General features: G+C 60.2%; 19 protein-coding genes. 8 read left to right on the forward strand and 11 right to left on the reverse strand.

Annotated elements, in window-relative coordinates; translation table 11 throughout:
• The first annotated feature begins 6 nt into the window (after positions 1-6).
• Positions 7-984: a GTPase gene (yjiA, locus tag BT119_RS16440; protein WP_003368700.1), complete on the forward strand. Its 978-nt coding sequence runs from the start codon at positions 7-9 to the stop codon at positions 982-984.
• A 106-nt stretch (positions 985-1,090) separates the two neighbouring features.
• Here yjiA and glyA read toward each other — a convergent pair whose 3' ends face one another.
• Positions 1,091-2,344: a serine hydroxymethyltransferase gene (gene glyA / locus BT119_RS16445; protein ID WP_003340745.1), complete on the reverse strand. Its 1,254-nt coding sequence runs from the start codon at positions 2,342-2,344 to the stop codon at positions 1,091-1,093.
• 342 nt (positions 2,345-2,686) lie between these two features.
• On the opposite strand from glyA, the gene BT119_RS16450 reads away from it, so the two are divergent.
• Entirely contained in the window at positions 2,687-5,425 is a 2,739-nt protein-coding gene (locus tag BT119_RS16450) for a HopW family type III effector protein (protein ID WP_072366363.1), read from the forward strand.
• An 84-nt stretch (positions 5,426-5,509) separates the two neighbouring features.
• On the opposite strand, the gene BT119_RS16455 is transcribed toward BT119_RS16450, so the two are convergent.
• The 4 genes from BT119_RS16455 to BT119_RS16470 form a co-directional block, all read right to left on the reverse strand.
• Positions 5,510-6,961 carry an amidase gene (locus BT119_RS16455; RefSeq protein WP_072366365.1) on the reverse strand — a complete coding sequence of 484 codons (1,452 nt, stop codon included), beginning with the start codon at positions 6,959-6,961 and terminating at the stop codon, positions 5,510-5,512.
• A gap of 47 nt (positions 6,962-7,008) precedes the next feature.
• On the reverse strand, positions 7,009-7,944 hold the full coding sequence (locus BT119_RS16460) for a SphA family protein (protein WP_032609173.1): 936 nt from the start codon (positions 7,942-7,944) through the stop codon (positions 7,009-7,011).
• Between the two features lie 96 nt (positions 7,945-8,040).
• Positions 8,041-9,033 (reverse strand): helix-turn-helix transcriptional regulator, encoded by a 993-nt coding sequence (locus BT119_RS16465; protein WP_003431621.1) that lies wholly within the window; start codon positions 9,031-9,033, stop codon positions 8,041-8,043.
• A gap of 138 nt (positions 9,034-9,171) precedes the next feature.
• The gene (locus BT119_RS16470; RefSeq protein ID WP_371857180.1) at positions 9,172-12,936 is read right to left on the reverse strand and encodes a sensor domain-containing protein; all 3,765 of its coding nucleotides are present in this window, start codon (positions 12,934-12,936) and stop codon (positions 9,172-9,174) included.
• 455 nt (positions 12,937-13,391) lie between these two features.
• Between BT119_RS16470 and ettA the strand changes: the two genes are divergently transcribed.
• The gene (gene ettA / locus BT119_RS16475; protein WP_003368689.1) at positions 13,392-15,056 is read left to right on the forward strand and encodes an energy-dependent translational throttle protein EttA; all 1,665 of its coding nucleotides are present in this window, start codon (positions 13,392-13,394) and stop codon (positions 15,054-15,056) included.
• A 60-nt stretch (positions 15,057-15,116) separates the two neighbouring features.
• Here the strand turns inward: ettA and BT119_RS16480 are convergent, their stop codons facing one another.
• The 4 genes from BT119_RS16480 to BT119_RS16495 form a co-directional block, all read right to left on the reverse strand.
• On the reverse strand, positions 15,117-15,614 hold the full coding sequence (locus BT119_RS16480; RefSeq protein ID WP_072366367.1) for a GreA/GreB family elongation factor: 498 nt from the start codon (positions 15,612-15,614) through the stop codon (positions 15,117-15,119).
• A gap of 73 nt (positions 15,615-15,687) precedes the next feature.
• Positions 15,688-16,041 (reverse strand): lipoprotein, encoded by a 354-nt coding sequence (locus tag BT119_RS16485; RefSeq protein WP_003368687.1) that lies wholly within the window; start codon positions 16,039-16,041, stop codon positions 15,688-15,690.
• Positions 16,042-16,174: 133 nt separating this feature from the next.
• The gene (locus BT119_RS16490; protein WP_072366369.1) at positions 16,175-18,028 is read right to left on the reverse strand and encodes an Lnb N-terminal periplasmic domain-containing protein; all 1,854 of its coding nucleotides are present in this window, start codon (positions 18,026-18,028) and stop codon (positions 16,175-16,177) included.
• 62 nt (positions 18,029-18,090) lie between these two features.
• Complete coding sequence (locus BT119_RS16495) at positions 18,091-18,579, reverse strand: DUF3015 domain-containing protein (protein WP_002555221.1); 489 nt, start codon at positions 18,577-18,579, stop codon at positions 18,091-18,093.
• A gap of 276 nt (positions 18,580-18,855) precedes the next feature.
• On the opposite strand from BT119_RS16495, the gene BT119_RS16500 reads away from it, so the two are divergent.
• From BT119_RS16500 to BT119_RS16520, 5 genes are all read left to right on the forward strand, one after another.
• On the forward strand, positions 18,856-21,291 hold the full coding sequence (locus tag BT119_RS16500; protein WP_003368685.1) for a Lon protease family protein: 2,436 nt from the start codon (positions 18,856-18,858) through the stop codon (positions 21,289-21,291).
• A gap of 167 nt (positions 21,292-21,458) precedes the next feature.
• A complete protein-coding gene (locus BT119_RS16505; RefSeq protein WP_032609169.1) occupies positions 21,459-21,788 on the forward strand; it encodes a PA4575 family protein in 330 nt (109 codons plus the stop codon).
• 211 nt (positions 21,789-21,999) lie between these two features.
• Positions 22,000-22,488 carry a TIGR00645 family protein gene (locus BT119_RS16510; RefSeq protein ID WP_003313787.1) on the forward strand — a complete coding sequence of 163 codons (489 nt, stop codon included), beginning with the start codon at positions 22,000-22,002 and terminating at the stop codon, positions 22,486-22,488.
• A gap of 108 nt (positions 22,489-22,596) precedes the next feature.
• A complete protein-coding gene (locus tag BT119_RS16515; RefSeq protein WP_003368683.1) occupies positions 22,597-22,905 on the forward strand; it encodes a DUF6482 family protein in 309 nt (102 codons plus the stop codon).
• A 152-nt stretch (positions 22,906-23,057) separates the two neighbouring features.
• Positions 23,058-23,675: a BamJ family beta-barrel-assembly machinery protein gene (locus BT119_RS16520; RefSeq protein ID WP_003340445.1), complete on the forward strand. Its 618-nt coding sequence runs from the start codon at positions 23,058-23,060 to the stop codon at positions 23,673-23,675.
• Between the two features lie 79 nt (positions 23,676-23,754).
• Here BT119_RS16520 and BT119_RS16525 read toward each other — a convergent pair whose 3' ends face one another.
• Complete coding sequence (locus BT119_RS16525) at positions 23,755-23,997, reverse strand: PA4570 family protein (protein WP_003368682.1); 243 nt, start codon at positions 23,995-23,997, stop codon at positions 23,755-23,757.
• Between the two features lie 265 nt (positions 23,998-24,262).
• Positions 24,263-25,846 carry a peptide chain release factor 3 gene (locus tag BT119_RS16530; RefSeq protein WP_003368681.1) on the reverse strand — a complete coding sequence of 528 codons (1,584 nt, stop codon included), beginning with the start codon at positions 25,844-25,846 and terminating at the stop codon, positions 24,263-24,265.
• Between the last annotated feature and the right edge of the window lie 106 nt (positions 25,847-25,952).

Below are 25,952 nucleotides of genomic sequence, written 5' to 3' on the forward strand. Positions count from 1 at the left end.
AGCCTTATGACTGAGTTGCAACCCATCCCCGTGACCGTGCTGACCGGCTTTCTGGGCGCCGGCAAGACCACCTTGCTGCGCCACCTGCTCAAGGCCGAACACGGCCTGAAAATCGCCGTGATCGAAAACGAATTCAGCGATGCAGGCATCGACAGCCAGTTGCTCGGCACGGATCCCGTGCAGATCATGACCCTGTCCAACGGTTGCGTGTGCTGCACCATCCACACTGACCTGACCAAGGCGCTCTACCTGCTGCTGGAGCGTCTTGACAGCGGCGAGATCGTGTTCGACCGGCTGGTGATCGAATGCACCGGGCTGGCCGATCCCGCGCCGGTCGCGCAGACCTTTTTCATCGATGAAGAGCTGCGCGAGCGTTACATCCTCGACGGCATCATCACCCTGGTCGACGCCGCGCACGCCGATACTCACCTGGCGCAAACCATCGCCCAGGCGCAGATCGGCTTTGCCGACCGGTTGCTGGTCAGCAAGCGTGATCTGGTCGACGATGCAGCCTTCGATGCCCTGAGCGCGCGCCTGACCCGCATCAACCGCCGCGCGCCGATCCGTATCGTCGAGCACGGCAGGATCGACCTCGCCGAACTGCTCGACGTACGCGGCTTCAACCTCAACGCCGACCTCGGCGGCGGCATGATCCTGCGCCCACTGGCCCCGACCGGCAATTCCGCTGACCGCATCAGCAGCCTGGTCCTGCGCAGTGAAAAACCGCTGAACCTGGACCGCCTCAGCGAGTTCATGAACGAACTGCTGGAAGACCATGGCAAGCAACTGCTGCGTTACAAGGGCGTGCTCAACATCGAATACGAACCGCGCAAGATGGTGTTTCAGGGCGTGCTCAAGCTGTACGGCTTTGACTGGGACACCGAGTGGGCCGAAGGCGAAAAACGCGAGAGCGTGATCGTGTTCATTGCCGATGAATTGCCGGAGGAGAAGATCCGGGCGGGGTTCGAGAGGGTATGCGGCTGAGAGGTCAGGCAGCGGCTGAGCTTCTGCCCATAGAGTGATCTGCCCAACAAAAAGCCCCGACTCTCACGAGCCGGGGCTTTTTGGTACTGCGTTTAAACCAGGCTTATCAAGCGCCGTAAACCGGCAGCTTCGCGCAGATGGCCTTGACCTTCTCGCGAACAGCGTCGATCACGGCTTCGTTGTTCAGGTCAGCCAGGATGTCGCAGATCCAGCCCGCCAGTTCCTTGCACTCAGCTTCCTTGAAGCCGCGAGTGGTCACTGCCGGGGTGCCGAAGCGCAGGCCGGAGGTGACGAACGGCGAGCGTGGGTCGTTTGGAACGGAGTTCTTGTTGACGGTGATGAAGGCGCGACCCAGAGCGGCGTCGGCGTCTTTACCGGAGATGTCCTGTTTGATCAGCGACAGCAGGAACAGGTGGTTTTCAGTACCGCCGGAAACCACGTCGAAGCCACGCTCGATGAACACACCGGCCATCGCCTTGGCGTTCTTGACCACTTGCTGCTGGTAGGTCTTGAACTCAGGCTGCAGCGCTTCCTTGAAGCACACGGCCTTGGCTGCGATGACGTGCTCCAGCGGGCCGCCCTGGGAGCCAGGGAATACTGCGGAGTTCAGCTTCTTCTCGATTTCGGCGTTGGCGCGCGCCAGGATCAGGCCGCCACGTGGACCGCGCAGGGTCTTGTGCGTGGTGGTGGTCACGACGTCAGCGAATGGCACCGGGTTCGGGTAGACGCCTGCGGCGACCAGACCGGCTACGTGAGCCATGTCGACGAACAGGTAGGCACCGACCTTGTCAGCGATTGCACGGAAGCGCGGGAAGTCGAGGATCTGCGAGTAGGCAGAGAAGCCGGCGACGATCATTTTTGGCTTGTGCTCGACAGCCAGGCGCTCGACTTCGTCATAGTCGATCATGCCGTTGGCATCGATACCGTACTGAACGGCGTTGTACAGCTTGCCCGAGGACGAAACGCTGGCGCCGTGGGTCAGGTGACCACCGTGAGCCAGGCTCATGCCCAGAATGGTGTCGCCGCCTTGCAGCAGGGCCAGGTAGACCGCCGAGTTGGCTTGCGAACCCGCGTGTGGCTGGACGTTGGCGTAATCAGCGCCGAACAGCTCCTTGGCGCGGTCGATGGCCAGTTGTTCGATAACGTCGACGTACTCGCAACCACCGTAGTAGCGCTTGCCTGGATAGCCTTCGGCGTACTTGTTGGTCAGGGCCGAGCCCTGAGCTTCCATGACGGCCGGACTGGTGTAGTTTTCCGAGGCAATCAGCTCGATGTGTTCTTCCTGACGCAGAGCTTCTTGCTCCATGGCGGCAAACAGATCGGCGTCGTACTTGGCGATAGTCAAATCACGGCTGAACATGGCAGTCCTCAAGGGGGCATGGCGGAAAAGGCGGCTATTCTACCCCATCGGGTTTTATCTGGCATATGAAAGGCAGTCATCTTGACCAGTGACGCCGTTCACGCGGGTTTCGACAAGGCCTCAAATCATGGACGTGCCGCAGGCGCAAGGCTCGTTCTGTAGGGTGCTCGCCCACATGAGAGGGTCGAGATCGATTTAGTCATCGGCGGCGTGAACCGGGCACATCCACTCGAATTTTCAGCGATCACGCATCTATTTACCTTCAACTGCCGGAACCGTTCCGGGCCGGACGACACTCAGTCGGTCTGTTGCCCATACCCACCGACAGTAGGTAAAAACGCCATGATGCCCTCTCAGATCACGCGCTCCTCTCATTCCTCATTGCCGGAGGTTGCTCCTGCGTCCGGCGATGCAACCGGCGTTAGTGAGCAAACTCCGCAGCAGGCTCGTACCGTAGCGTTTTTTGCCTCCGGCGAGCTGGCCGTGGCATTTGGTCGCACCTCGGCTGCGCCAGCGCAGGACTCTGTGCGTCTATTGTCTGCCCTTCAGCGTGAGCTGGATAAACAGCATCCGTCCTGGCACACCGTTGCTCAACTCTGTCAGAGCCTCGCCGAGGTCGGCACGACCGAGCAGGGCTGGCATCAACTGGCAAGCGAGGATCAGGTGCCGGCGCTGAGAGAACTGCTTGACCGTTGTACTCACCGGCTGGCCGATATGCCGGCCTCTCACGCATCTCACGACTCGCTGTCGCTGGCCTGTGAAGGGCTCAGGACGGCACGGCTGCACCAATCCGTCGCTCGTTTGACCGCCCGACCGTCCGCCCTGGCCCGTGCGGTTCCGGATCTGCTGACGTTGACTCATCTGGATCCCGAGACGCTTGGCGCAGAGCCCCCCGTTGTTTCGTCTTACACGCTCTTCAGTCATTTCGTTCGCACGGCCAAGCAGCGTACGGCGGATTTGAATGACAGCCTCCAGCGTCAACCCGACGCGGTCGTCAGTCTGCTGCGCTCACATGCCGACACGCTCAATGATCTGGAGATGTTGCCGGGCGCATTGCAGGCATTGACCGAAAATTGCCAGGACGCGCCAGCCTGCAATGAATTGCGCGAGCTGGCGGAAGTGGCGGGGGCGCTGCTGCAGCTATTGCGCGAACACGATCTTTTGCCGAGGCTGGAAGAAATCTCCATTGAGCCAGGCGAGGCACCTGCACCTGGCCACGAGCCTGCCGAGCCCAGGCTGACCACACGCCAGGCATTGCTCAAGGCCGGCGGCAATCTGGTGCGCAAGTTTGATGCCTACGGGGCGCTCGCGCCGATGGATGACAAGGCGTTGCTGGCTTTGATGCGCACCCCGGCGCCACACCTGTCGCCCGATCAGATGCATGCCTTCCTGAACAAGCATGTGCTGCATCTCACGCAAGAACAACGCGATATCGTCAGCAATACCCCGCTGCCCTTCGCCCCTGAAGAAGACATCGAGGCCAGGTGCGGCATGGGTTTCGATGAAAAACTGCGATTGGCGCTGGCCAACGGTTCGCTGGTGTTGAGCGAGGAGCAACTGGCCCGTCTTGGTGATTTGCCAAGTGCCGCTACCACGACGTCCGACGTTGTGAAGACGCTGCTGGAAAAGCCATCGTCTGCGCTGAGCGAAGCCGAGCGTGACATGTTGGGCGCAATCGTTCACGCCAATGCTCAGGGGCAACTCGACGCCTGGCGCGCTCACAACGAACAGTTGCCTGCAGTCTTGAGCCGCTCGGGGCTGCCCTCTGATGTGAAAGACGAGTTGCTCAGCCTCAACAAAAGCATGAATGCCGAACTGGGCACGCTCAAGAACGGCGCCTCGCTCAAGAGTCGCGTCCTTGCAAGCCCGGCGATGCTGCTCGCGCTGGCACCCTTGCCACTGGCCGTGGCGTTCGTCAGCAAGGACAACTCCTACAGCTCATCGCTGGTTGCCCACTTCACCAAGAACGCGGTGTTCATGGCTGGCCTGATGATGAACGAGCTGACCAACGCGCGGACCAATGTCGATCATGGCCTGAACCGCTACTTCGTCACCGTGCTGGCCAACGCCATCGTGGCGCAGCCCACCTTTGCCAGGAACGAACACCTGCTGGAGCAGGTCGGCTTCGGTATCGCAACGGCCGTGGCATCGGGCGCAGCCACGCTGGGCGTATTCAACCGTGAATCGATCGTCGCTGCCTTCAAGCTCGCCAAGAGCAAGCTTTCCAGGCAAGACACCGGGAACGCCCGCATCCCGGAGGAAGACCATCTGGCCGTGGTCAAGCATTTCGACGTCAGCGAGCATTTTGCCCAGCAGATGAAAGTGGCGACCGAATTGTACAAGCAAGACAAAAGCATCACCGACATCATGAACTCGAGCCTGACATACCTGGGCACCCAAAGCAGCGAGTTCCAGGCCAGGTTCGAAGTCGCCGATGCCCTGCGCGCAGGGCTGCAACTGGCCGAGGGGGAGCGCAAGGCGGACCCTGACTTCTACACCAAGCTGGGCCTGGTGGCCTTGACGGCGAGTATCGGTGCGGCGCTGGTGATGTTGATGAAAAGCATGGTCGGCAAAGCCGATTACGCGGCGGATGGCGTCTGGTGCGTATCGGAGATGCTCAAACTGGCCATGAACCCTGAAGTCGATATGCAAAAGGCGGTTCAGGTCTTCAAGGAAATCGTCGGTCTGAATCTGGTGATGACGGGGTTTCTGGGCGTCAACAAAGTCTGGAATTTTCTCGACAAGGGGATCAAAGGCTACGCCTCCGGTGCTGCGGTCCTGACCGCAGCCAACCTCACACTTCCCGGTATGGTTGGAGAAGTGGCTGGCGCAGCAGCCGGCAAGGGGTTGAGCTACCTGACTGACAAAGGCAAGGCGGCGCATCAGGCCGGCAGGGCGGCAGCGTCCTGGGCCGGAGATTACGTCAGCACCTCGCGTTTGGGGAGCGCGGTCGGCACCCTGCAAACGGCAATTCCGGGCAGGATTGCAGGCGGGCAGGTCGTGGCGGGTCTCTACGACCGCTTCCGGTACCTGACCTGGTCGCACCCGGCGCCTGCACCGCAAGCGGCTGGCGAGCCATAAGCCTGTAGCCGGTAGACCGCCGCCAGCAACGCAGGCGGTGGTCTTGCCTGGCTTACCACCATCACCGCCAATAATCCCTTCGCATCAACCCGCGCAAGCGTTTAACGGCGGCCTGCGTGCGGCCCACGGCTGGGCGCGCTCCAGTTGCCCGGCAAGGCTCAGCAAGGTCAGTTCGTCGCCAAACCGCGCGGCAAAGTGAGAACCCAGCGGCAGCGAATCGGCTGTCCAATAGAGGGGCACGGACATGGCTGGCTGGCCAGTCGCGTTGAAGATCGCCGTGTAGGGCGAGTAGCTGTGCGAAAGCGCGATGAAGTCCTGCAGGGACCGGCTGTCGTCATCGAAGGCCAGTTCTCCCAGGCGGGGTGGCGCGCGGTTGAGCGTCGGGGTGAGAACAATATCGTACTCTTCGAAGAAACCGGCCATCGCCCGGCCCAGTGCATGCATCGACTCGACCGCGGAAATGTAGCGTGTCGCAGGCAGTTGCCCGCGTTCACGCAGAATGACTCGGGTGCGCGGCTCCAGTTCGTCCATGGCGACCGGGAAGCCGCGCATTTTGCCCAGCAGATCGAGGTAGCCCTGGGTGTGTGAACCGATGATGTCGAACGTCGCGTCGAGGAATTCAGGCAGCCGGACCGGCAACGTCGCCGGGACCACGTAATGCCCGAGCGCCTCCAGCAAGGCCGCAGTGTGTTGCAGTGCAGCCAGGGCCTCCGGTTCTGCCGGCCACGGCGATATTGCCGAGATCAGGGCGATTTTCAGACGCTTGGGATCGCGTCCTGCGGCGTGTGCAAAGGGCGTCGCTGGCATGGGCGCGGCGTAGGGAGCCCCCAGGTCACTCCCGGCAGTGGCGTCGAGCAGGGCGGCGCTGTCGCCTACCGACAGGGTAATCGCGTGAGCGGTGCTCAGGCCTGCCCAGCCCTCGCCGACCATCGGGCCTGAAGGCAGCAGGCCGCGTGATGGCTTGAAGCCGAATACGCCACAGCAGGAGGCCGGTACGCGAAGCGAGCCGCCGCCATCGTTGCCATGCGCGAAAGGGATGGCGCGTGCCGCAACCAGAGCGGCTGCGCCCCCACTGGAACCGCCCGCGCTGTGTTGCGGATTCCAGGGGTTGCGGGTCGCGCCGAAGCGTTGCGATTCGGTGCTGTAGGACACGCCGAATTCTGGAGCGGTGGTCGTGCCGAGCAGTTGGCAGCCTGCATGACGCAGCCGACTGACGATTTCGCAGTCGATGTCTGAGCGAAACTCGCCCAGCGCATGCGAGCCACTGGTCATCCGTGCCCCGGTCATGGGGGTGAACATGTCTTTCACCAGGGTCGGTACGCCTGCCATGACGCCCTGTCTGACGCTACTCCCGCTCGCCTGGCTGCGCGCCTGATCGTAAAGCCTTTCGCTGACGGCGTTCAGGCCGGGCTCGACCTGCTCGACCCGTGCGATGGCGGTTTCCAGCAGCTCGCCGGGGCTCACCTCGCCATTGCGTACCAGTGTTGCCAGGCCACGGCCGTCCAGCGTATTGAATAATTCGTGCAGGTCTTTCATCGATGGTCTCCAGGATTGAAAGCGTGTCGTCGCGTTACGCGCGCCACTTAAAAGCTGATTCCGGTACGCAGCGCCACGGTGTAGCCCTCGGCACGGTTGTGGGCGTCGAACTCCTTGTAGGCGTGCAACCAGATGGGGGGCAGCCCGGCGCCGGGTTTGAAGTAACTTACTGCAGGGCCTGCGGCGATTACCCGGGCGCGATTGCCGCGGGTCAGCCCCGGCGCGTCGTCGTCCGACAGCTGCCGGTAGTAGTAGCCGCCCACGCCGACGGTCCAGTCGCCGACATGCTGGCCCACTGCAAACTCATGTCGGTACTCAACGCCACTGCGGTAATCGGTGTCGGGGTTACGCGCATTTATATCGATCTGGAAACTCGAGGAAACCTCGAAGCCGCCGGGTGAAATGTAGGTCGCATTCAACAGCGGAGAAACCGTCCAGTGATGGGTGCCAGGGCTGACCAGACGGTTTTTGTCGTAGTCCCCCGTGGGCGCCTGAATCATCAGTTGGGTATTGATGCCCAGCCCAGGCGCGAGCTTCCAGTCCAGGATGATCGGCACCACTTGCAGGTCCGCCTGACGAAACAGCGATGCACTGTCGCTGAATACCCGCTGCCCCCCGACGTTCACGCCCAGGTCGGCATCCATCTTGAAAAAGACCGGCACCACCGCGAAACCATAGCGGGCACCCAAAAACTCCTGCTCGGTCATTCGCAAGTAGGCGAGGCCGATCGCCAGGACGTTGATCTGGAAGTCGTTGGGGCTGTCATTGCCGTGGCTGTCCTTGATGACATCCGCGTGGTAGTTGCTGATGCGCAGGCCGACGGTGCCATTGGGGGTGGTGGGCGGCATGAAGCCTGCGCCAAAGTCGAAAACGCCAGCAGCTGTCGTGGGCGCAGCATTTTCGGTGGCACAGGCCGTGGACGATAACCACAGGATCGCCATGGCGAGCCCTGAAGCGCTAAGGAAGTGGTTTTTTAATGACATCGGTAAGTGCCTTGTTATTTTTATGGGCGAGCACAGCCCTCCCTTGCGGGGTGGCAGTTATTGGAAAAACCGGAAATGGGGTAGAGCGCGTTGGCGTCAGCCGTCAGTCAAATGCAGTAACTGGGCGATCTGCGCTTTACGGGTGACACCGAGCTTGTTGTAGATCTTTCTCAAGTGGTGCCGGACGGTGCAGGGGGATACACCGATGTTGCGCGCGACTTCCTTGTACGTCTGTCCGACCGCAAAGCCTCGGGCAACCTGAAGCTCGCGCGTGCTCAACAGCTCCAGACTGCTGCGTCGCCGCGCCGTCAATAGAACGAGGTCGCCCACCGGCTGCGACGTGATGTGCAGGTTATGACTCGAATAGCCCTCTTGAGGGTTGCACTGTCGGGGCAGACGATTGGACGGTCTGTCGGGCCATTCCGAGCCCAGCATCGACGAGAACGCAGGCTCCATGGAAAGCAGCACGCCGTAACGGTCGCTCACCGCCATGGCGGTCTCATCGTAGGCGCCCTGAGTTTCCCGCAGAGTCGTGAGCGTACGCAGATAACTGGCCTGTTCAGCGGCGATCAGATGCGGCATCAGCCACTCGATCAGGCGTTTGTCCAAGGGCGAGAAGGGCGTGTGGCCAGCCGAGCGAAACAGTGTCAGATGCACGCCCTGCTGGGTGTGAGGGTCGGTCAGGACAATGCCCAGCGCGAAGCAAAGATCGTATTGGCGACCGAGGTCGGCAAGCGCAGGAGGTGCATCCGCTGCCGTGCAGTGAATGACCTGACAGACGCCCTGAGTCTGATGCATTTTGCCGACGCTGGCGTCCGAGGTCTTGAGTTGCTCCCACTCGGCGGCGTAACCGTTGGGCAGGCCCAGCAAAAAGGAACTGTGCTCGACGGGCCAGTTGTCACGCCAGGTAGATCTTCCCCACCAGGCCTTGTCGAACTGCACCAGTGCGCGCACCCGTTCAAGCGCCTGTTGATGGAATGTAGAGATCGACGCGCTGCTGACCTCGGTCTGAAGCTCGAGAATCACCTTGTTCAAGGCTTCGACGACCTGACAGGAAACACTGTCCAGGGACGTTGTATCGCTGATCATGCTACCCCCTTGTGTTCTTTGTTATGGGTAGAGCGCTCGCTGTCATTGACGCTGTGCGAGGCAGTGGCTCAAGTCTACTCATATTCAAGGGTTCGGCTATCGTTCAAATGGACGATGGCCGGGTCGCAAGGCTCGCCCTCAATCCAGCATGAACAGCGCATCATTGCTGAATTGCGCTTCGAACTGGGCGGGGGGCATCGGGCGGCCGAACAGGTAGCCCTGCACTTCGTCGCAGTCGTGTTCGCGAAGAAACTCCAGTTGCTCATGGGTCTCCACGCCTTCGGCGATCACCGAGAGGTTCAGGCTGTGGGCCATGGCGATGATGGCGCGGGCGATCTGGGCGTCCTGCTCGCCGGATGGCAGGCCATCGACGAAGGTGCGGTCGATCTTCAGCACGTCGATCGGGAACTGTTTGAGGTAGTTCAGCGACGAGTAGCCGGTGCCGAAGTCATCGACAGCGATGCTCAGGCCGAGGTTCTTGAGGCCGTCGAGTATCTGCATGGCCTCGTTGACCTCACGCATCAGGATGCTTTCGGTCAGTTCCAGCTCCAGGCAGGCGGGTGACAGGCCGGTCTGTTCGAGTATGTGGGCGATGCGCTTGCCGAGCTGGCCGTCCGAGAACTGCCGTGCCGAGATGTTGACCGACACCTTGGGCACGCGAACCCTTGCCTGATGCCAGTGTTTGAGTTGGCGGCAGGCTTCGGCCAGGACCCAATCGCCGACCTCTACGACCAGCCCGAGCTCTTCGAGCACCGGGATGAAGTCGTTGGGCGGCACCAGCCCGCGGCGTGGATGGCGCCAGCGCAGCAGGGCTTCCGCGCCTGTCAGGCGTTTGCCGTCGCCGCTGAACTGCGGTTGGTAGAAGAGGGTGAACTCCTTCTGCTCCAGGGCGTGGCGCAAGTCGCTTTCCAGCTCCAGACGCTCCAGCGCGGTGGCGTTCATGTCCGCCTGATAGAACTGGAAGTTGTTCTTGCCACGCTCTTTGGCGTGATACATCGCCGTGTCGGCGTTCTTCATCAACTGGCTGAGTTCCTTGCCGTCCTGCGGGCTGAGGGCGATGCCGATACTGGCGGTCACAAAGAACTCGCGGCCTTCCAGCACGAACGGTGTGATCAGGCTGGTCAGAATACGTTCGGCAACGTGAATGGCGCGGCTCAGCGCGGCTTCACGGGTTTCATCCGGTTCCAGCAGCAGGGTGAATTCATCCCCGCCCATGCGGGCCACGGTGTCATCCACCGACACACAGGCAAGCAGCCGCGTGGCCATTTCCTGCAGCATCCGGTCGCCAGCGGCATGGCCCAGAGAATCGTTGATCGGTTTGAAACGGTCGAGGTCGAGGAACATCAGTACGACCCAGGCCTGCTGGCGCTCGGCGTGCTGCAGCGCCGAGTGCAGACGATCCTGAAACAGGGTGCGGTTGGGCAGATGAGTCAGCGCGTCGTAGTAGGCCAGGCGGTGGATACGGTCCTCGCTGGCCTTGCGCTCGCTGATATCGCTGAAGAAGCACACGTAGCTGGCCAGATCGCCTTCATCGTCGAGGACCGCGGTAATGCCGACCCAGGCCGGATAGTGTTCGCCGTTACGCCGCTTGAGCCGGATTTCACCTTCCCACGTGCCTTGTCCGTTCAGTTGCCTGAGGATATGGCGCAGACGGGTTTCCTGTTCGGCTTCCACGGTGAGCATGCCCGGCAACTGATCGAGCACCTGAGCTACTTCATAGCCACTGACGCGGGTAAAGGCCTCGTTGGCCTGCACGATATAGCCGGCGGGGTCGGTAATCAGGATGGCGGATGTGGAATGCTCGAATACCGTGGCAGCCATGCGCAGGTCTTTCTCGGCCCGACGCTGCTGACTGATGTCGCGGCCTACCCCGAAGATGCCTTCAAAGTTGCCGTTTTCGCCCCACACCAGGACCACGCGCAGCTCCACCGGAATCTTGCGACCGTCGGCACGCAGGCAGTCGAACAGAAACATTCTGGTGGTGACTTCTTCGCGCAGCCTGGCGAGTTCCTGAGGTTTGTCGAGGACCTTGTCGATGCGGCCCATGAGCGCATCAAAACCGACTGTTTGCTGGGGGTTGGCAATGGCGGCGGACCAGCCGTTCTGCAGGATCCACTCGGCGCTGTAGCCCAACGCACGTTCTACCGAAGGGCTGACGTAGTTGACTGCCAACCGGCCGTCGGTGGAGAAAATCACATCACTGATGCTTTCGGCCAGCATGCGGTAACGCTGTTCGCTGTCACGCAGCGACTGGCTGGACGCGACCTGTTCGGTAATGTCCTTGGCAATGCCGATGATACGCGTGACCCGGTCTTCTTCGTCCCAGGCCAGTGCCTGCTCGCGAATGTCGAAGGACCGCCAGTTGCTCTCGCGGTCCCGAAAGCGCAGCACGCGTTGCAGTAATTCATTGTGCCCGTGGTGACGCTGGCGCAGGCGCATGTCCTGATAGTTTCGGGCGTCGTCGGGGTGCAGCAGGACTTCCCAGAAGAACTCGCCCATGGCGTGCAGTTCTGACTTGCTGTAACCCAGCGTATAGCCAAAGTGGTGGTTGCTGTAGATCACCCGCTGGCTGAGCACATCCTGAACGTACAAATGGTCCGGTACGGTTCGTACCACGTCGGACCAGAAGCTCTCGCGGTCCAGCAACGACAGCTCGACCTGTTTGCGGCTGGTGATATCGCCAATACTGAGAATCACCGCATCGAAGTCACTGCGTGTCTCGGGCAGGCGCATGACCAGCCACAGGTGCTGGTCATGACCACCCGCACGGGTCAGGCAGATTTCCAGTTCCAGTCGTGGCTGTCCGGAAAGCACCGCCTGGATGATCGGAATGCCGACGCCCGGACGCGAGCGCGACTCGCCCTCGATCAACGGTTGCCATGCCTGTTCGCGGTGCTCGATGTCCAGCAGGCTCAGGGCGACTTCATTGAGTTCGCTGATGCGCAATTGCTGCAAAAGGCGTTTCAGAGCGGCTGGCTGGCTTTTGAGCAGGCGCTCGAAGTCCTCGCCGGTGCTGACCTCGAGTGCTTCAAGTTGCTCCTGAAGGCCGGACATGTCCATGACACAGATGGCGACGCCCGCGCCCTCGAAGATATCCCGATAGCGGCGTCGGCTCTGCAGCATCTGGCGCTGGCGCCTGCGCAGGCTCATCAGCGCGATCAGCGGCAGGATCGACAGCAGCAGGCCGATCAGGCACTTGCCGATCAGTGGCGCGAGCAGTTCGCTGCGCGCCTTGTAGGTGTCGAACAGCCCCCGCAGTTGCCAGTCACTATTGCTCAGTGGTTGAAGCAGAATGGTATCGGACAGGCCACTCTCCGCTTCGTTGGCGGGCACCGGTTCATGGAGAATGACCCGCTGCGTCTTGCGCTGTTCAAGACGCCACAGGTGCTGAAAGTCCTGAGCCGGCTGGCTGGCAAGTTCCTTCAAGGCTTCGGGGGCCACGCGCAATGCCCAGTAATCGCCGCTCACGCCGTTGCCCAGGCGAATCAGTATATAAATCTGGTTGCCGTCTTCCGAGCCGGTATAGAAGTAGGGGCGACCTCGCGCCTGTTTCATGGCTTGTTCAAGAAACTCACTGTCGCGCGAGGCCTCGGCGCTGTCACTGACAATTTCACCCTCCCGGTTCAGGCGAGCGACGCTGCGCAGCGCGGGCAGGGCAGTGCGCAGGTTCACCAGCGTGGTCGACTGCTCCAGTCGCTCTCCGGCGGATAGCGCCTCGTCCAGCAGGTTCATGGCGATCTGCGCCTTGAGCGCCATGTTCAGACTCATCCGGTCGGACAGTTGGACGCTGTACTCCAGACTGCGCTGACGCTGACGTTCCTGGGTCTGGTGGAACTGCTCGATCAGTTGCCAGAGCAACAGGGCAAGCACCACCAGAACCAGGCCCGCCAGCATGCCTTTCACTGACCCACGCAAAGGCCTGGTCGCACTGTCTGGAGCGACACTGGATGACGACAGAGGCGTTAAAGTGGGCAAATCGCTGTTCCTGACTGCTGGACTGAAGCAGTGGTGCTTTATGTAAAATAGGCGGGTCGCTCAAAGAGGGCGGCTAGCATGCCTTTAGTTGTGGCAAAGTGCCAGCCCCGTTGGGCCGTATCGTTTGCCCTGCACGACGCATTCGGGTAGCTTTGCGCAACGCGTGGTATCCACCGACTCCTGCATGAGTGACTCCACTTTTTGCAATATCGATCAGGCTTTATATTTGCCAGCACTGCCCCGACAGGTTTACCACTGAGTTTATTCAAGGCTCGGAACGGTCTCGCGGCAAGTCTCAAGGACAAATAAAAGCTTTTTTCCGGCCGGAGCTTTAAGCTCGTTACCCAAATCGGTCCTCATTACAGACGCTAGGTTTTCATTTCATGGCTCAATACGTCTACACCATGCATCGGCTGAGCAAAGTTGTGCCGCCGAAGCGTGAAATCCTGAAAAACATCTCTCTGTCATTCTTTCCCGGTGCCAAGATCGGTGTGCTGGGCCTCAACGGTTCGGGTAAATCCACGCTGTTGAAAATCATGGCGGGTGTCGACACCGAGTTTGATGGCGAAGCGCGTCCGATGCCGGAGCTCAATGTGGGTTATCTGCCGCAGGAGCCACAACTTGACCCGAACAAGACGGTCCGTGAGGTCGTGGAAGAGGCGGTCAGCGTGATCAAGGACGCACAGGCGCGTCTCGATCAGGTCTACGCCGAGTACGCCGAGCCGGACGCTGATTTCGACAAGCTGGCGGCCGAGCAGGCCAAGCTCGAAGCCATCCTGCAGGCCAGCGATGGCCATAACCTGGAGCGCCAGCTGGAAGTCGCCGCCGATGCGCTGCGTCTGCCGGCCTGGGATGCGAAGGTTTCGGTCCTTTCCGGTGGTGAGAAGCGCCGTGTCGCGCTGTGCCGCCTGCTGCTCTCCGCCCCGGACATGCTGCTCCTCGACGAACCGACCAACCACCTGGATGCCGACTCTGTCGCCTGGCTGGAGCACTTCCTCCACGACTTCCCGGGAACTGTGGTTGCGATCACGCACGACCGTTACTTCCTGGACAACGTGGCTGGCTGGATTCTGGAACTCGACCGCGGCGCGGGCATTCCTTACGAAGGCAACTATTCCGGCTGGCTTGAAGCCAAGTCCGACCGTCTGGCGCAGGAATCCAAGCAGCAGACTGCTCACGAAAAGGCCATGAAAGACGAGCTGGAGTGGGTTCGCAAGGGTGCCAAGGCGCGTCAGTCCAAATCCAAGGCGCGTCTGCAACGCTTCGAAGAGATGCAGTCGCAGGAGTTCCAGAAGCGCAGCGAGACCAACGAGATCTACATCCCGGCCGGTCCGCGCCTGGGCGACAAGGTTATCGAGTTCAAGAACGTCACCAAGGGCTATGGCGACCGCGTGCTGATCGACAACCTGTCGTTCTCCATGCCCAAAGGCGCCATCGTTGGCGTGATCGGCGGTAACGGTGCCGGTAAGTCGACCCTGTTCCGCATGCTGATGGGCAAGGAGCAGCCGGATTCGGGCAGCATCGAAGTCGGTGAAACCGTACAACTGGCCTGCGTGGACCAGAGCCGTGATGACCTGGACGGCAGCAAGTCGGTATTCCAGGCGGTATCCGACGGTTCCGATGTGATCCGTATCGGTAACTATGAGATTCCGTCGCGCACCTACGTCGGTCGCTTCAACTTCAAGGGCGGCGATCAGCAGAAGTTCGTCAAGGACCTGTCCGGTGGTGAGCGTGGTCGTCTGCACCTGGCGCTGACCCTGAAAGAGGGCGGCAACGTGCTGCTGCTCGACGAACCGTCCAACGACCTCGACGTGGAAACCCTGCGTTCACTGGAAGAAGCGCTGCTGGACTTCCCGGGCGCTGCCATTGTGATCTCTCACGATCGGTGGTTCCTTGACCGTGTAGCCACGCACATCCTGGCGTACGAAGACGATTCGCAAGCGATCTTCTTCGAAGGCAACTACACCGAGTATGAAGCCGATCGCAAGAAGCGTCTGGGCGAAGCGGCTGCTCAGCCGCATCGCGTGCGTCACAAAAAGCTGGCCTGATCAGCGTTCAGGCACGCGCCGCTCCTTGCAAGGAGCGGCGCTGCCGTTGGCTGGCCTGGCTCACGCGTCAGGTTCGATCAGCAGCACTTCAATCGATTGATCGCCCGCCGGGCGCTGCCACAACACTTCATCGCCTTTCTGCGCGCCGATCAGGGCGCGGCCCAGTGGCGATCCCCAATTGATCAGCCCGTTGGCTGCATCGGCCTGATCCTCTCCGACCAGATGCACGCGCTGCTGGTTATCCTGTTCATCCGCGAACGTCACCCAGCTGCCGATCTGCACCTTTTCGGTCGACACAGCCGGGGCGACGACCTGCGCGCTTTGCAGGCGCTGATTGAAGTAACGCAGGTCGCGTTCCAGGTCGGCCAGTCGCTGCTTGTCCGCCGCTTCGCCCAACGCGGTTTGCGCGCTGTGCTGCGCCTGCAGGCTATTGACGTGTTTCTTCAACAAGATCAGGCCTTCGGCCGTGACGTAGTTGATCTGTGTACTGACCAGCCGCTCGACCGGTTGTTCGGCCTCGGCGGCAGCGTTGTCTTCGTTTACGAATGCGCGGCTCATGAAGAGTCCTCCCTAATAGGCTTTGGGCCACAGCAGGACATCATTGGTTTCGTCGGATTGCACCGATGCCTGATCAGTTGGGACGATAGGCCTTGGCCGCGCTGCGGGTTTTTTCCTGCTCCCAGGCACGGTCACGCTCATTGAAGACCTGGCCGGGGTCGAGCCGGTCGCGATTGTCCTGCGAGGTCTCGCACTGACGAAAGCCATCGGTCCAGCCCTGGGCGTAGAGCTTGTCCTTCAGATAGCGGGGCACGTTCTTGCGAAATTGGCCGGTAGTGGCACCTGCTGCGTCCCTGCCGCTGCTGCAACCGTCCTGATAGCCGTCTGCAAAACCCGGCGGATAACCCTCGGCCAGCATCTGGTCACGGGTGGACTGACAACCCGCCAGCACGATGGCCAGCGACAACAACAGCCAATACCGCTTCATGGTGATTCCCTCTGCTTATGAGAGGAGTCTAGAAGGTAATTTGTGAGTTATTCGTAAAAGCGATGTAGGGAACGTGTAATAGCAGTGTGCCGGTTTTTTCCAGGCACACTGCCGGCAATTGACACTGATCCGGTCAGTAGTGATACCACTTCACCTCAAGCATCACCTCGTTCTGCGGCGAGCTCATCTGGCTGAATTCGCGCTGGGCGCTCAGGCGCAGACCAAGGTTGCGCGACAGCTCCCATTGCTGGTTGAGGCTGACGCTGCGGCGCACTTCGCCATTGGTGAAATAGTCGCCCTTGGCTTCCAGGCTCAGGTTGCCCAGCGGGTTGCGCCACAGCACGCCGGTGTTGAAGCCTGCGGCGGGGGAGATGAATTCGGCGAAATCGTTATTGTGCTCGACTCGCACGGTGCCCAGTGCAAAGCCGAGCATATCGTCGGACAGCTGCCAGGTGCCGCCGCCACCACCGTTGACGTGGCTGACGAGGTTTTCGTCGCCGTGCTTGCCGAGAACCCGCTCCAGCCCCCCGGTGACTTGCCATGACCAGGGTTTCAGCAGTTCGGTGCGCGGGGTCAGTGAGCGAATGGTGGCCAGGTCCAGTTGTTGCACCTGCCAGTCATTGCCTTCGTATTGACGCACCTTGAGCTGAAGGATCTCGATCTGCGCACCCAGCGGGAAACCGTAGGCATTGTCGTTCAGGTCGTGATAGGCCATGCGCAGACCATATTCAGCGAACGCCTTGTCACCGCGTGTGCCCGCACCCAACTGCCAGGTACGTGATTCATGGCCTTCTTCCGGCAGGCCGGGGCGCGGGATGTCCAGCTGTGGCGGCGGGTTCTGATTGATCGCCTGCAACAGCTCGAAGCTGCGTTGCGAGCGTTGTGTATCGCGCTCAAGACCGTTGGCGCGATAGCGCTCCAGACGATAGGCAGCGTCCTGAATCAACGCGCGGCGTTCTTTGGGCTGCGCGAGGTACTCGCTGTTGTGCAGTTGTTTCTGATCGGCGCTGACCTTCAATACCCACTGTTGCTCGTCTGCATCGAGCGGTTCGGCGCGGCTCAGCAACTCGCGTTCGCGTGACGGGCGATAGTCGATCTTCTCCACCAGCCCGGCGGCCTTGATCGCCTTGACCGTATCGGTCGGGATCGCGGTCAGGCCAAACTGATCGGTAAGCTTCAGGCCCGGTCGGGCGACCTGCAGCAATTCCAGCAGCCGGTAGGAGCAGTTTTCGTCGAAGAAGAAATAACTGAAACGGATCTGTTTCAGCTCCCAGACATGCTCGACCATGCGCCCGGTTTCTTCCGCAGTCAGGTTCAGGCGGTATTCCCACAGGTCACGGTTTTCCAGGCTGCGGTATTCCGACAGTTTTTCCTGATACGGCACCAGCGCAAACAACCCCGGGTAGCCGCCTGCCAGACCTTTCCACGCGTACAGAATGCTGTTGTCCATGCCTTCGATATAGGCACCGAAGTTGATCGCGTAGCTCAGCAAGGTGGTGTTGTTGGTCTTCGCGCTGGCCGGATCGATGCGCAGCAGCGTATGGCCAAACATCGACGAGGGGCTGTTGAGGTAGGCGGCCGGGAAAATCAGCACTGTGCTGTCCGGGGCCACATCCTTGTACCAGGCCTTGAATTCCTTACAGTCCGGCGTCGGCAGGTCAGTCAGGTGCAACTGGTCACGCAGCCAGCGGGTGCGTGCCGGGTATACGCACTGGGCGTGAGTCTGTTCGTTGCTGACCGGTGCGTAAATAGCGTCGAGTGTCGCGCTCAGCTCTGCCTGCGGGTCGTGTGCACCGTTGGCGGCGAGAAAGAATTTCGGGTCTGTGACATAGCTGCGCCAGCCACCGAGCTTGCCGGCTTCGTAGTGACCCAGGGAAATCCAGAACGGCTCATTGGCCAATTGCTGCAAACGGTCAGCGCTGGCATGAGGTGCCGCAGACAAGGGGGCACAGACGAACAGCGCCAGCGATACAAGACGTTTGAGCATAGAGGGCAACTAGTCAGAAAAGGGGATCCCGCCCTTTGCGAAGAAAGGGCGGGCGAACGACTTTAAGCCTGGGTAGCGTACTTGGCCAGAGTCGGATCGTTTTTCAGAACATTGACGGTGTTGGTGTGAACGTCTTCGGCAGTGGCGTCGGCCTTGCTGAAGATTTGCGAGAAGTGCTCGTGAGTGACGGCGGCAAAGTGCTCGCGGTCTTCTGGTGCAACGCCCAGTACCACAGCGTAGGTAGTCAGTGCTTCGCCCTGACCCATGGCCATGTCTTTGGAGAGTTCATCCATCATGCCGTTCATGGCAAGCCAGGATTTACCGCCATAAGTCAGCGCGCCGTTGGTCGAGCAGCCGTTGGTGCCGGAGGTCATGCCGAAGGTGGCGTTACCCGATGTACCGTTGGTGGTCGAAGCGAGGAAGTGAGCTGGAGTACCGCGTTGGCCTTCAAACAGCATGTTGCCCCAACCGCAGTCAGGACCGCCTGGTGCTTGAGCCATAGCGTTGATCGATACAGCGGCGAAGAGCGTTCCAAGAAGAATCCGTTTCATAGCTTTTTCTCTTTTTAGTTCAGCCAAGGGTCGAGTTTCTTGAGTTGTCACATCAAGACAGATGGTTAGCCAGCAGCCACCTGTGCAGTTTGGAGTTTAGGCAGGTTCCAAGGGTTCCGTGAGGGATTACAGATTATTACTTGAAAACGGCTTTTTTCAGAACGCGGCGGGTGACGCTACACACGCAAATGCTTTTCGGCTCTTTCCTGCCTTGCAAGTCGTGCACAGCGAGCGCCAGAATGCCGACATCTGCCCCGCCTGATGTAAGGATTACTGATGCCCGATTCTGTCGCAGCCAACCTACGCCTGGCGCCCAACGCGCTGACCCGTCCGTTTTCCGCTGAGCAGTTCAGCTTTGCGACCACCCACGAGCTCGAACCCTTTCGCGGTGTCCTTGGCCAGGAGAGAGCCGTAGAGGCCCTGCAGTTCGGCGTTGCGATGCCGCGCCCCGGTTACAACGTGTTTGTCATGGGCGAGCCCGGCACCGGGCGCTTTTCGTTCGTAAAACGCTATCTCAAGGCCGAAGGCAAACGGATGCAGACGCCGTCGGACTGGGTCTACGTCAACAACTTCGACGAGCCCCGCGAGCCAAAGGCGCTGGAGCTGCCACCTGGCACTGCCCATGAGTTCACCGCCGACATCGGTGGCCTGATCGACAACCTGCTGGTGACCTTCCCGGCGGTTTTCGAGCACCCGTCGTATCAGCAGAAGAAAAGCTCGATCGACCGTGCGTTCAATCAGCGCTATGACCGCGCCCTGGACGTCATCGAGCGCCTGTCGCTGGAAAAGGACATCGCGCTGTATCGCGACAGCTCCAACATCGCGTTCACGCCGATGGCCGATGGCAAGGCGCTGGATGAGGCCGAGTTTTCCCAGTTACCCGAAGCGGATCGCGAGCGCTTCCACGAAGATATCTCCGCGCTCGAGGAGCGTCTCAACGAAGAACTGGCCAGCCTGCCGCAGTGGAAGCGCGAGTCCAACAATCAGCTGCGTCAGTTGAATGAAGAGACCATCACCCTGACCCTGCAGCCCTTGCTGGCACCGCTTTCTGAAAAGTACGCCGAGAACGCTGCGGTCTGCGCCTACCTGCAGGCCATGCAGGTTTACCTGCTCAAGACTCTGGTCGAGCAGTTGGTCGATGACGCCAAGACCGACGCTCAGGCGCGCAAGCTGCTGGAAGAGCAATACAGCCCGAGTCTGGTGGTCGGGCATACTCGTGATGGCGGTGCGCCCGTGGTTTTCGAACAGCACCCCACCTACGACAACCTGTTCGGACGCATCGAATACAGCACCGATCAGGGCGCGCTGTACACCACGTACCGGCAACTGCGCCCCGGCGCGCTGCATCGTGCCAACGGCGGTTTCCTGATTCTGGAAGCCGAGAAGATGCTGGGCGAGCCGTTCGTCTGGGATGCGCTCAAGCGTACCCTGCAATCGCGCAAGCTGAAGATGGAGTCGCCGCTGGGCGAGCTCGGCCGCGTTGCAACCGTGAGCCTGACGCCGCAGGTGATCCCGTGGAACGTCAAAATCATCATCATCGGTTCCCGCTCGCTGTATTACACCCTGCAAGACCTCGATCCTGACTTTCAGGAGATGTTCCGGGTGCTGGTCGACTTTGACGAAGAGATTCCGATGGTCGACGAGACGCTCGAGCAATTCGCTCAGCTACTCAAGACCCGGACCTCGGAAGAGGGCATGGCGCCGCTGACCGCCGATGCGGTGGCACGACTGGCGACTTACAGCGCCCGTTTGGCCGAGCACCAAGGGCGTTTGTCGGCGCGTATCGGTGACCTGTTCCAATTGGTCAGCGAGGCCGATTTCATCCGCCAGCTGGCCAACGACGACAAGACCGACGCCGGGCATATCGAACGTGCGCTCAAGGCCAAAGCCACCCGTACCGGGCGGGTCTCGGCGCGGATTCTCGATGACATGATGGCTGGTGTGATTCTGATCGACACTGACGGCGCGGCCGTCGGCAAATGCAACGGCCTGACGGTGCTGGAGGTCGGCGACTCGGCCTTCGGCGTGCCCGCGCGCATTTCCGCCACGGTGTACCCGGGCGGCAGCGGGATTGTCGACATCGAGCGCGAGGTCAATCTTGGCCAGCCGATCCACTCCAAGGGCGTGATGATCCTCACCGGCTACCTTGGCAGCCGTTATGCCCAGGAATTTCCGCTGGCGATTTCCGCAAGTATCGCGCTCGAGCAGTCCTACGGTTACGTGGATGGCGACAGTGCGTCGCTTGGCGAGGTCTGCACGCTGATCTCGGCGCTGTCACGCACGCCACTCAAGCAGTGCTTCGCGATTACCGGTTCCATCAACCAGTTTGGTGAAGTTCAGGCGGTGGGCGGGGTCAATGAAAAGATCGAGGGCTTCTTCCGTCTCTGCGAAGCACGTGGGCTGACTGGCGAGCAGGGCGCGATCATCCCGCACGCCAACGTCACCACGCTGATGCTTGACGAGCGCGTGGTGCAGGCTGTTCGTGCCGGGCAATTCCACATCTATGCCGTACGTCAGGCCGATGAGGCGCTGAGCCTGCTGGTGGGCGAACCTGCCGGTGCGCCTGACGAGCATGGCGAATTCCCTGAGGGCAGCGTCAATGCACGCGTCGTGGAGCGTCTGCGCGATATCGCAGAGATGCTCAGTGATGAAGACCTCAAGGAAGAGCTGGAAAAGGAGCCTGCGCAGTTGCAGCCTGAACTCAAGGTCTGACAGCGCAGGAGCCGGGCGGTGAGGGCCGCCCGGTGCTCCGTTCATCAGGGATAGTTTCTCGCAGAGCGGTTTTCTTCTAGTCTTGAAGTGATCGCAGTGGCCAAAGAGATTGGCGTAAATCCTGTTTCACGAGAAGGATGAATAGTGTTGCTGATCAGGAGCGCATCATGCAGCGTAGCCTTTGCCTTACCCGAGAATGCATGGGGCTGATGACACGTATCGAGTGCGTCATCCGGCCCCTCCCTCATGACAGCGGACAATGGATGGTGCTCTTCGCGGCCGGAATGGCCGAGGAACAGCCTTCCGCAATCAAGACCCAAGGGCCTTTCAAGGGCCTGCCCGCAGCGCAATCGGTGCTGACCAGCATTCTCGAAAGCCTGTCGTTGCATGGTTATCAATGTGCCGATGACGTACCTATCTGGATGCTGCACATTCAGGCCGAACTGCGTCGTATCGATAGCGGCAGGACGGTCTGTCAAAGCTCGTCGCTGTTCTAGGCTCTGTACGAAAAGTGTCTGCGCTCGGTGATGCTTCGTTAAAAACAGGCTCGCTTGGCCTTCGCTCGCCGACTTTTCGTACAGAGCCTAGCCTTCAATCCGGTTCCTCAAGTGCGCTAACTGCCGCTGTGCGATATTTTGTCGCACGGCCAGAGCGGTGCATTACCGCTGATATACTCGCCCGCTCCTTCAAAACACCTTGCGAGTATCAATGGAACGTTTTTTTGAAAATGCCATGTACGCATCGCGCTGGCTGCTGGCGCCGATCTATTTCGGCCTCTCCCTTGGCCTGTTGGCGTTGTGTCTGAAGTTTTTCCAGGAAATCTTTCATGTCATTCCCAACATCTTCTCGCTGGCCGAAGCTGACCTGATTCTGGTGCTGCTGTCGTTGATCGACATGGCGCTGGTCGGTGGCTTGCTGGTGATGGTGATGATCTCCGGCTACGAGAATTTCGTGTCGCAGCTGGACATCGACGAGGACAAGGAAAAGCTCAACTGGCTGGGCACTATGGATTCGTCTTCGTTGAAGATGAAAGTTGCAGCATCCATTGTCGCGATTTCCTCCATCCACCTGTTGCGGGTGTTCATGGATGCCACCAACATCAAGCCCGAATACCTGATGTGGTACGTGATTATCCACATGACGTTCGTGATATCGGCGTTTGCGATGGGCTATCTGGACAAGGTCACCAAGCACTAAGGCGACGCGCGATGAAAGGGGCGGGCGTTATCGTTTCTGGCATGTCGGCGCTGTGTGTTGTAAAACGTCCGTTCCGATGCATCAGGCATTTGCGCAGGAGGTTCGATCATGAATTATCAGGAATTTATCGACCACGCCCAGGCCGGGCGGGTCGATGAGCTGAACCTGATCTCCATCGAAGGCGGCATCTATCTGCTGGATGTGCGCATGAATGGCACTTCGGTGATGCTCAAGGACCCAGCGGGCAAGACCCTGCATCTTCGCTCGGTGGAGCATGCGCGGGATTTGCTCAAGGACATACCGGTGGTGCCTTTTTACCTGGTCCATTGTGTGGTCCATGACGAGCTGTGCGGCATGCCGGTCAATGACCGCTCTGAAATGCGCCTGCCGATCTCGTTTCATTCCTCCTGGTCCTGATCGCCAGCCGCGTATTGCTGCTGCGGTAGGGGCTGTAGCGGCAATTGTGCTAGGCTGCTCGGCCTTTTGGTTCGGGGCGCATCAGCGTATAGCGTGATTGCCGTTCAGGTTTTGCGCGATACCGACTGCGTGCCCCTCTACGGAGCAGTGTCATGTCCGAAGTCAATCTGTCCACCGACGAAACCCGCGTCAGCTACGGCATTGGCCGTCAGTTGGGCGATCAGTTGCGCGACAACCCGCCACCGGGTGTCGATCTGGAAGCCATCGTGGCAGGCCTGCGCGATGCGTTCGGCGGTCAGCCAAGCCGTGTTGGTCAGGAAGAAATGTCCGCCAGCTTCAAGGTCATCCGCGAAATCATGCAGGCTGAAGCAGCCGCCAAAGCCGAGCAGGCTGCGGGCGCCGGCAAGGCCTACCTGGCTGAAAACGCCAAGCGCGAAGGCGTGACCACCCTGGCTTCGGGTCTGCAATTCGAAGTCGTGACCGCTGGCACTGGCCCTAAGCCAACCCGTGAAGATCAGGTACGCGTTCACTACCACGGCACGTTGATCGACGGTAACGTCTTCGACAGCTCCTACGATCGCGGCGAGCCGGCCGAATTTCCTGTCAGCGGCGTGATTGCCGGCTGGACCGAGGCGCTGCAACTGATGAACGCCGGCAGCAAATGGCGTCTGCACGTGCCGAGCGAGCTGGCTTACGGCGCTCAGGGCGTAGGCAGTATCGCACCGCACAGCGTGCTGGTGTTTGATGTGGAACTGCTGGACGTTCTGTAAGCGACCCGGTCGATGCAGATAGTCGCTGAACGAATCGCGCCGATTCGTTCAGCGACGCAGTTGTGCTGATGCTTCATGCTCAGTGCAACTCACTCATGGGGCGCAACGCCCGCGCGTAGCAGAACAGAAACAGGTTTCTCACCAGTTCCTTGAGCACCAATGGCTCGCTGGAACTCAAACTGCACACATCCAGATCGCCCTGATCGCGTAACTCTTCCAGCGCTTCCTCTTCCAGTACGGCACACACTTCCCCCGTCTCGCGGTGGAGAATTCTCAGGTAAGGGTGGGGTCTGTCCAGCCATGCATCGATCAAATAAGTCATGTCTCATCTCCTGTGCAAGTTAGATGAGAATAATTCTTATCGGGATAATAGCAAGGCTCTATTGAGATTAATTCTCATTTTGCGCTGAATGGTTGATCCAGATCAGCGAATGCCGGTCGAGAGAGGACGCGGAGCGTCCAGAACGGCATGCCGACGCGGAGCATCGGCACGATAGGTGTTCTCTCGGACGCTTATCGTTCCTCACGCTCCAGCGTGGGAATGCCGTTCGTGACGCTCTGCGTCACACAGCGACGCCGTCGGCCTGTCAGTGATGCTCGCGGGTAGCGCGGAATTTCACGTCGGGCCAGCGTTCTTCCATCAGCGCCAGGTTCACGCGGGTAGGGGCGAGGTAGGTCAGGTGACCGCCGCCGTCCATTGCCAGGTTTTCCACCGCCTTGTTCTCAAACTCTTCGAGCTTCTTCTTGTCGTCGCAGTCGATCCAGCGGGCAGACCACACAGTGATCGGCTCGTAGGCGCATTCAACCTTGTATTCTTCCTTCAGACGGCTGGCGACCACATCGAACTGCAGCACACCGACGGCGCCGAGGATGATGTCGTTGCTGCGCTGCGGGAAGAACACCTGCGTGGCGCCTTCTTCGGCCAGCTGTTGCAGACCCTGACGCAATTGCTTGGACTTGAGCGGGTCCTTCAGGCGTACGCGACGGAACAGCTCCGGTGCGAAGTGCGGAATACCGGTGAAGCCCAGCGCTTCGCCTTCGGTGAAGGTGTCGCCGATCTGGATGGTGCCGTGGTTGTGCAAACCGATGATGTCACCGGCATAGGCTTCTTCCAGTTGTTCGCGCTCCGACGAGAAGAACGTCAGCGCGTCGCCGATCCGTACGTCCTTGCCCAGACGCACATGGCGCATTTTCATGCCCTTGTCGTAACGGCCCGAGCAGATCCGCATGAAGGCGATGCGGTCGCGGTGCTTGGGGTCCATGTTTGCCTGGATCTTGAACACGAAACCGCTGAATTTCTCTTCCGCCGGCTCGACGGTGCGCTCGTTGGCCACACGTGCCAGCGGCTTGGGCGCCCAGTTCACCACGGCATCGAGTACATGATCGACGCCGAAGTTGCCCAGTGCGGTGCCGAAGAACACCGGGGTCAGCTGACCGTCGATGAATTCCTGCTGGTTGAATTCGTGGCAGGCACCCTGCACCAACTCCAGTTGCTCGACGAAGCGCTCGTATTCATCGCCCAGGTGAGCGCGGGCTTCGTCCGAATCGAGCTTCTCGATGATTTTGGTTTCGGTGCGCTCGTGGCCGTGACCTGCGGTGTAGACAATGATGTAGTCGTCGGCCAGGTGGTAGACACCCTTGAAGTCCCGGTAGCAACCGATCGGCCAGGTGATCGGTGCCGCCTTGATCTTGAGGACCGCTTCGATTTCATCGAGCAGCTCGATCGGGTCGCGGATATCGCGGTCGAGCTTGTTGATGAAGCTGACGATAGGCGTGTCGCGCAGACGGCAGACATCCATCAGCGCGATGGTGCGTGGCTCGACGCCTTTACCGCCGTCGAGGACCATCAAGGCCGAGTCGACTGCCGTCAGGGTGCGATAGGTGTCTTCGGAGAAGTCTTCGTGGCCCGGGGTGTCGAGCAGGTTGATCATGTGGTCGCGATACGGAAACTGCATCACGGACGTGGTAATGGAGATACCACGCTGTTTCTCCATTTCCATCCAGTCGGAGGTGGCGTGACGGTCGGATTTACGCGACTTGACCGTACCGGCGACGGAAATGGCCTTGCCCATCAGCAGGAGTTTTTCCGTGATGGTGGTTTTACCCGCATCCGGGTGGGAAATAATGGCGAAAGTGCGGCGTTTCGCGACTTCGGCGGCCTGTTGGGTCATGGGAAATCGCCTGGGATGGGATTGAAAAAGGGCGCAGATTATAGCTCAACTCGCGGCAATAACCGAACCGTTCAGACAATAAACGATGGCCAGATAATGTCTCGTG

It is taken from the genome of Pseudomonas sp. NFACC10-1, assembly GCF_900119195.1.
In the GTDB taxonomy this organism is placed as follows: Bacteria; Pseudomonadota; Gammaproteobacteria; order Pseudomonadales; family Pseudomonadaceae; genus Aquipseudomonas; species Aquipseudomonas cerasi.

Bases quoted from the DNA above. Each gene is read 5' to 3' on its own strand.
- yjiA (WP_003368700.1), top strand. From the start codon at position 7: ATGACTGAGTTGCAACCCATCCCCGTGACCGTGCTGACCGGCTTTCTG.
- glyA (WP_003340745.1), bottom strand. From the start codon at position 2,344: ATGTTCAGCCGTGATTTGACTATCGCCAAGTACGACGCCGATCTGTTT.
- BT119_RS16450 (WP_072366363.1), top strand. From the start codon at position 2,687: ATGATGCCCTCTCAGATCACGCGCTCCTCTCATTCCTCATTGCCGGAG.
- BT119_RS16455 (WP_072366365.1), bottom strand. From the start codon at position 6,961: ATGAAAGACCTGCACGAATTATTCAATACGCTGGACGGCCGTGGCCTG.
- BT119_RS16460 (WP_032609173.1), bottom strand. From the start codon at position 7,944: ATGTCATTAAAAAACCACTTCCTTAGCGCTTCAGGGCTCGCCATGGCG.
- BT119_RS16465 (WP_003431621.1), bottom strand. From the start codon at position 9,033: ATGATCAGCGATACAACGTCCCTGGACAGTGTTTCCTGTCAGGTCGTC.
- ettA (WP_003368689.1), top strand. From the start codon at position 13,392: ATGGCTCAATACGTCTACACCATGCATCGGCTGAGCAAAGTTGTGCCG.
- BT119_RS16480 (WP_072366367.1), bottom strand. From the start codon at position 15,614: ATGAGCCGCGCATTCGTAAACGAAGACAACGCTGCCGCCGAGGCCGAA.
- BT119_RS16485 (WP_003368687.1), bottom strand. From the start codon at position 16,041: ATGAAGCGGTATTGGCTGTTGTTGTCGCTGGCCATCGTGCTGGCGGGT.
- BT119_RS16490 (WP_072366369.1), bottom strand. From the start codon at position 18,028: ATGCTCAAACGTCTTGTATCGCTGGCGCTGTTCGTCTGTGCCCCCTTG.
- BT119_RS16495 (WP_002555221.1), bottom strand. From the start codon at position 18,579: ATGAAACGGATTCTTCTTGGAACGCTCTTCGCCGCTGTATCGATCAAC.
- BT119_RS16500 (WP_003368685.1), top strand. From the start codon at position 18,856: ATGCCCGATTCTGTCGCAGCCAACCTACGCCTGGCGCCCAACGCGCTG.
- BT119_RS16505 (WP_032609169.1), top strand. From the start codon at position 21,459: ATGCAGCGTAGCCTTTGCCTTACCCGAGAATGCATGGGGCTGATGACA.
- BT119_RS16510 (WP_003313787.1), top strand. From the start codon at position 22,000: ATGGAACGTTTTTTTGAAAATGCCATGTACGCATCGCGCTGGCTGCTG.
- BT119_RS16515 (WP_003368683.1), top strand. From the start codon at position 22,597: ATGAATTATCAGGAATTTATCGACCACGCCCAGGCCGGGCGGGTCGAT.
- BT119_RS16520 (WP_003340445.1), top strand. From the start codon at position 23,058: ATGTCCGAAGTCAATCTGTCCACCGACGAAACCCGCGTCAGCTACGGC.
- BT119_RS16525 (WP_003368682.1), bottom strand. From the start codon at position 23,997: ATGACTTATTTGATCGATGCATGGCTGGACAGACCCCACCCTTACCTG.
- BT119_RS16530 (WP_003368681.1), bottom strand. From the start codon at position 25,846: ATGACCCAACAGGCCGCCGAAGTCGCGAAACGCCGCACTTTCGCCATT.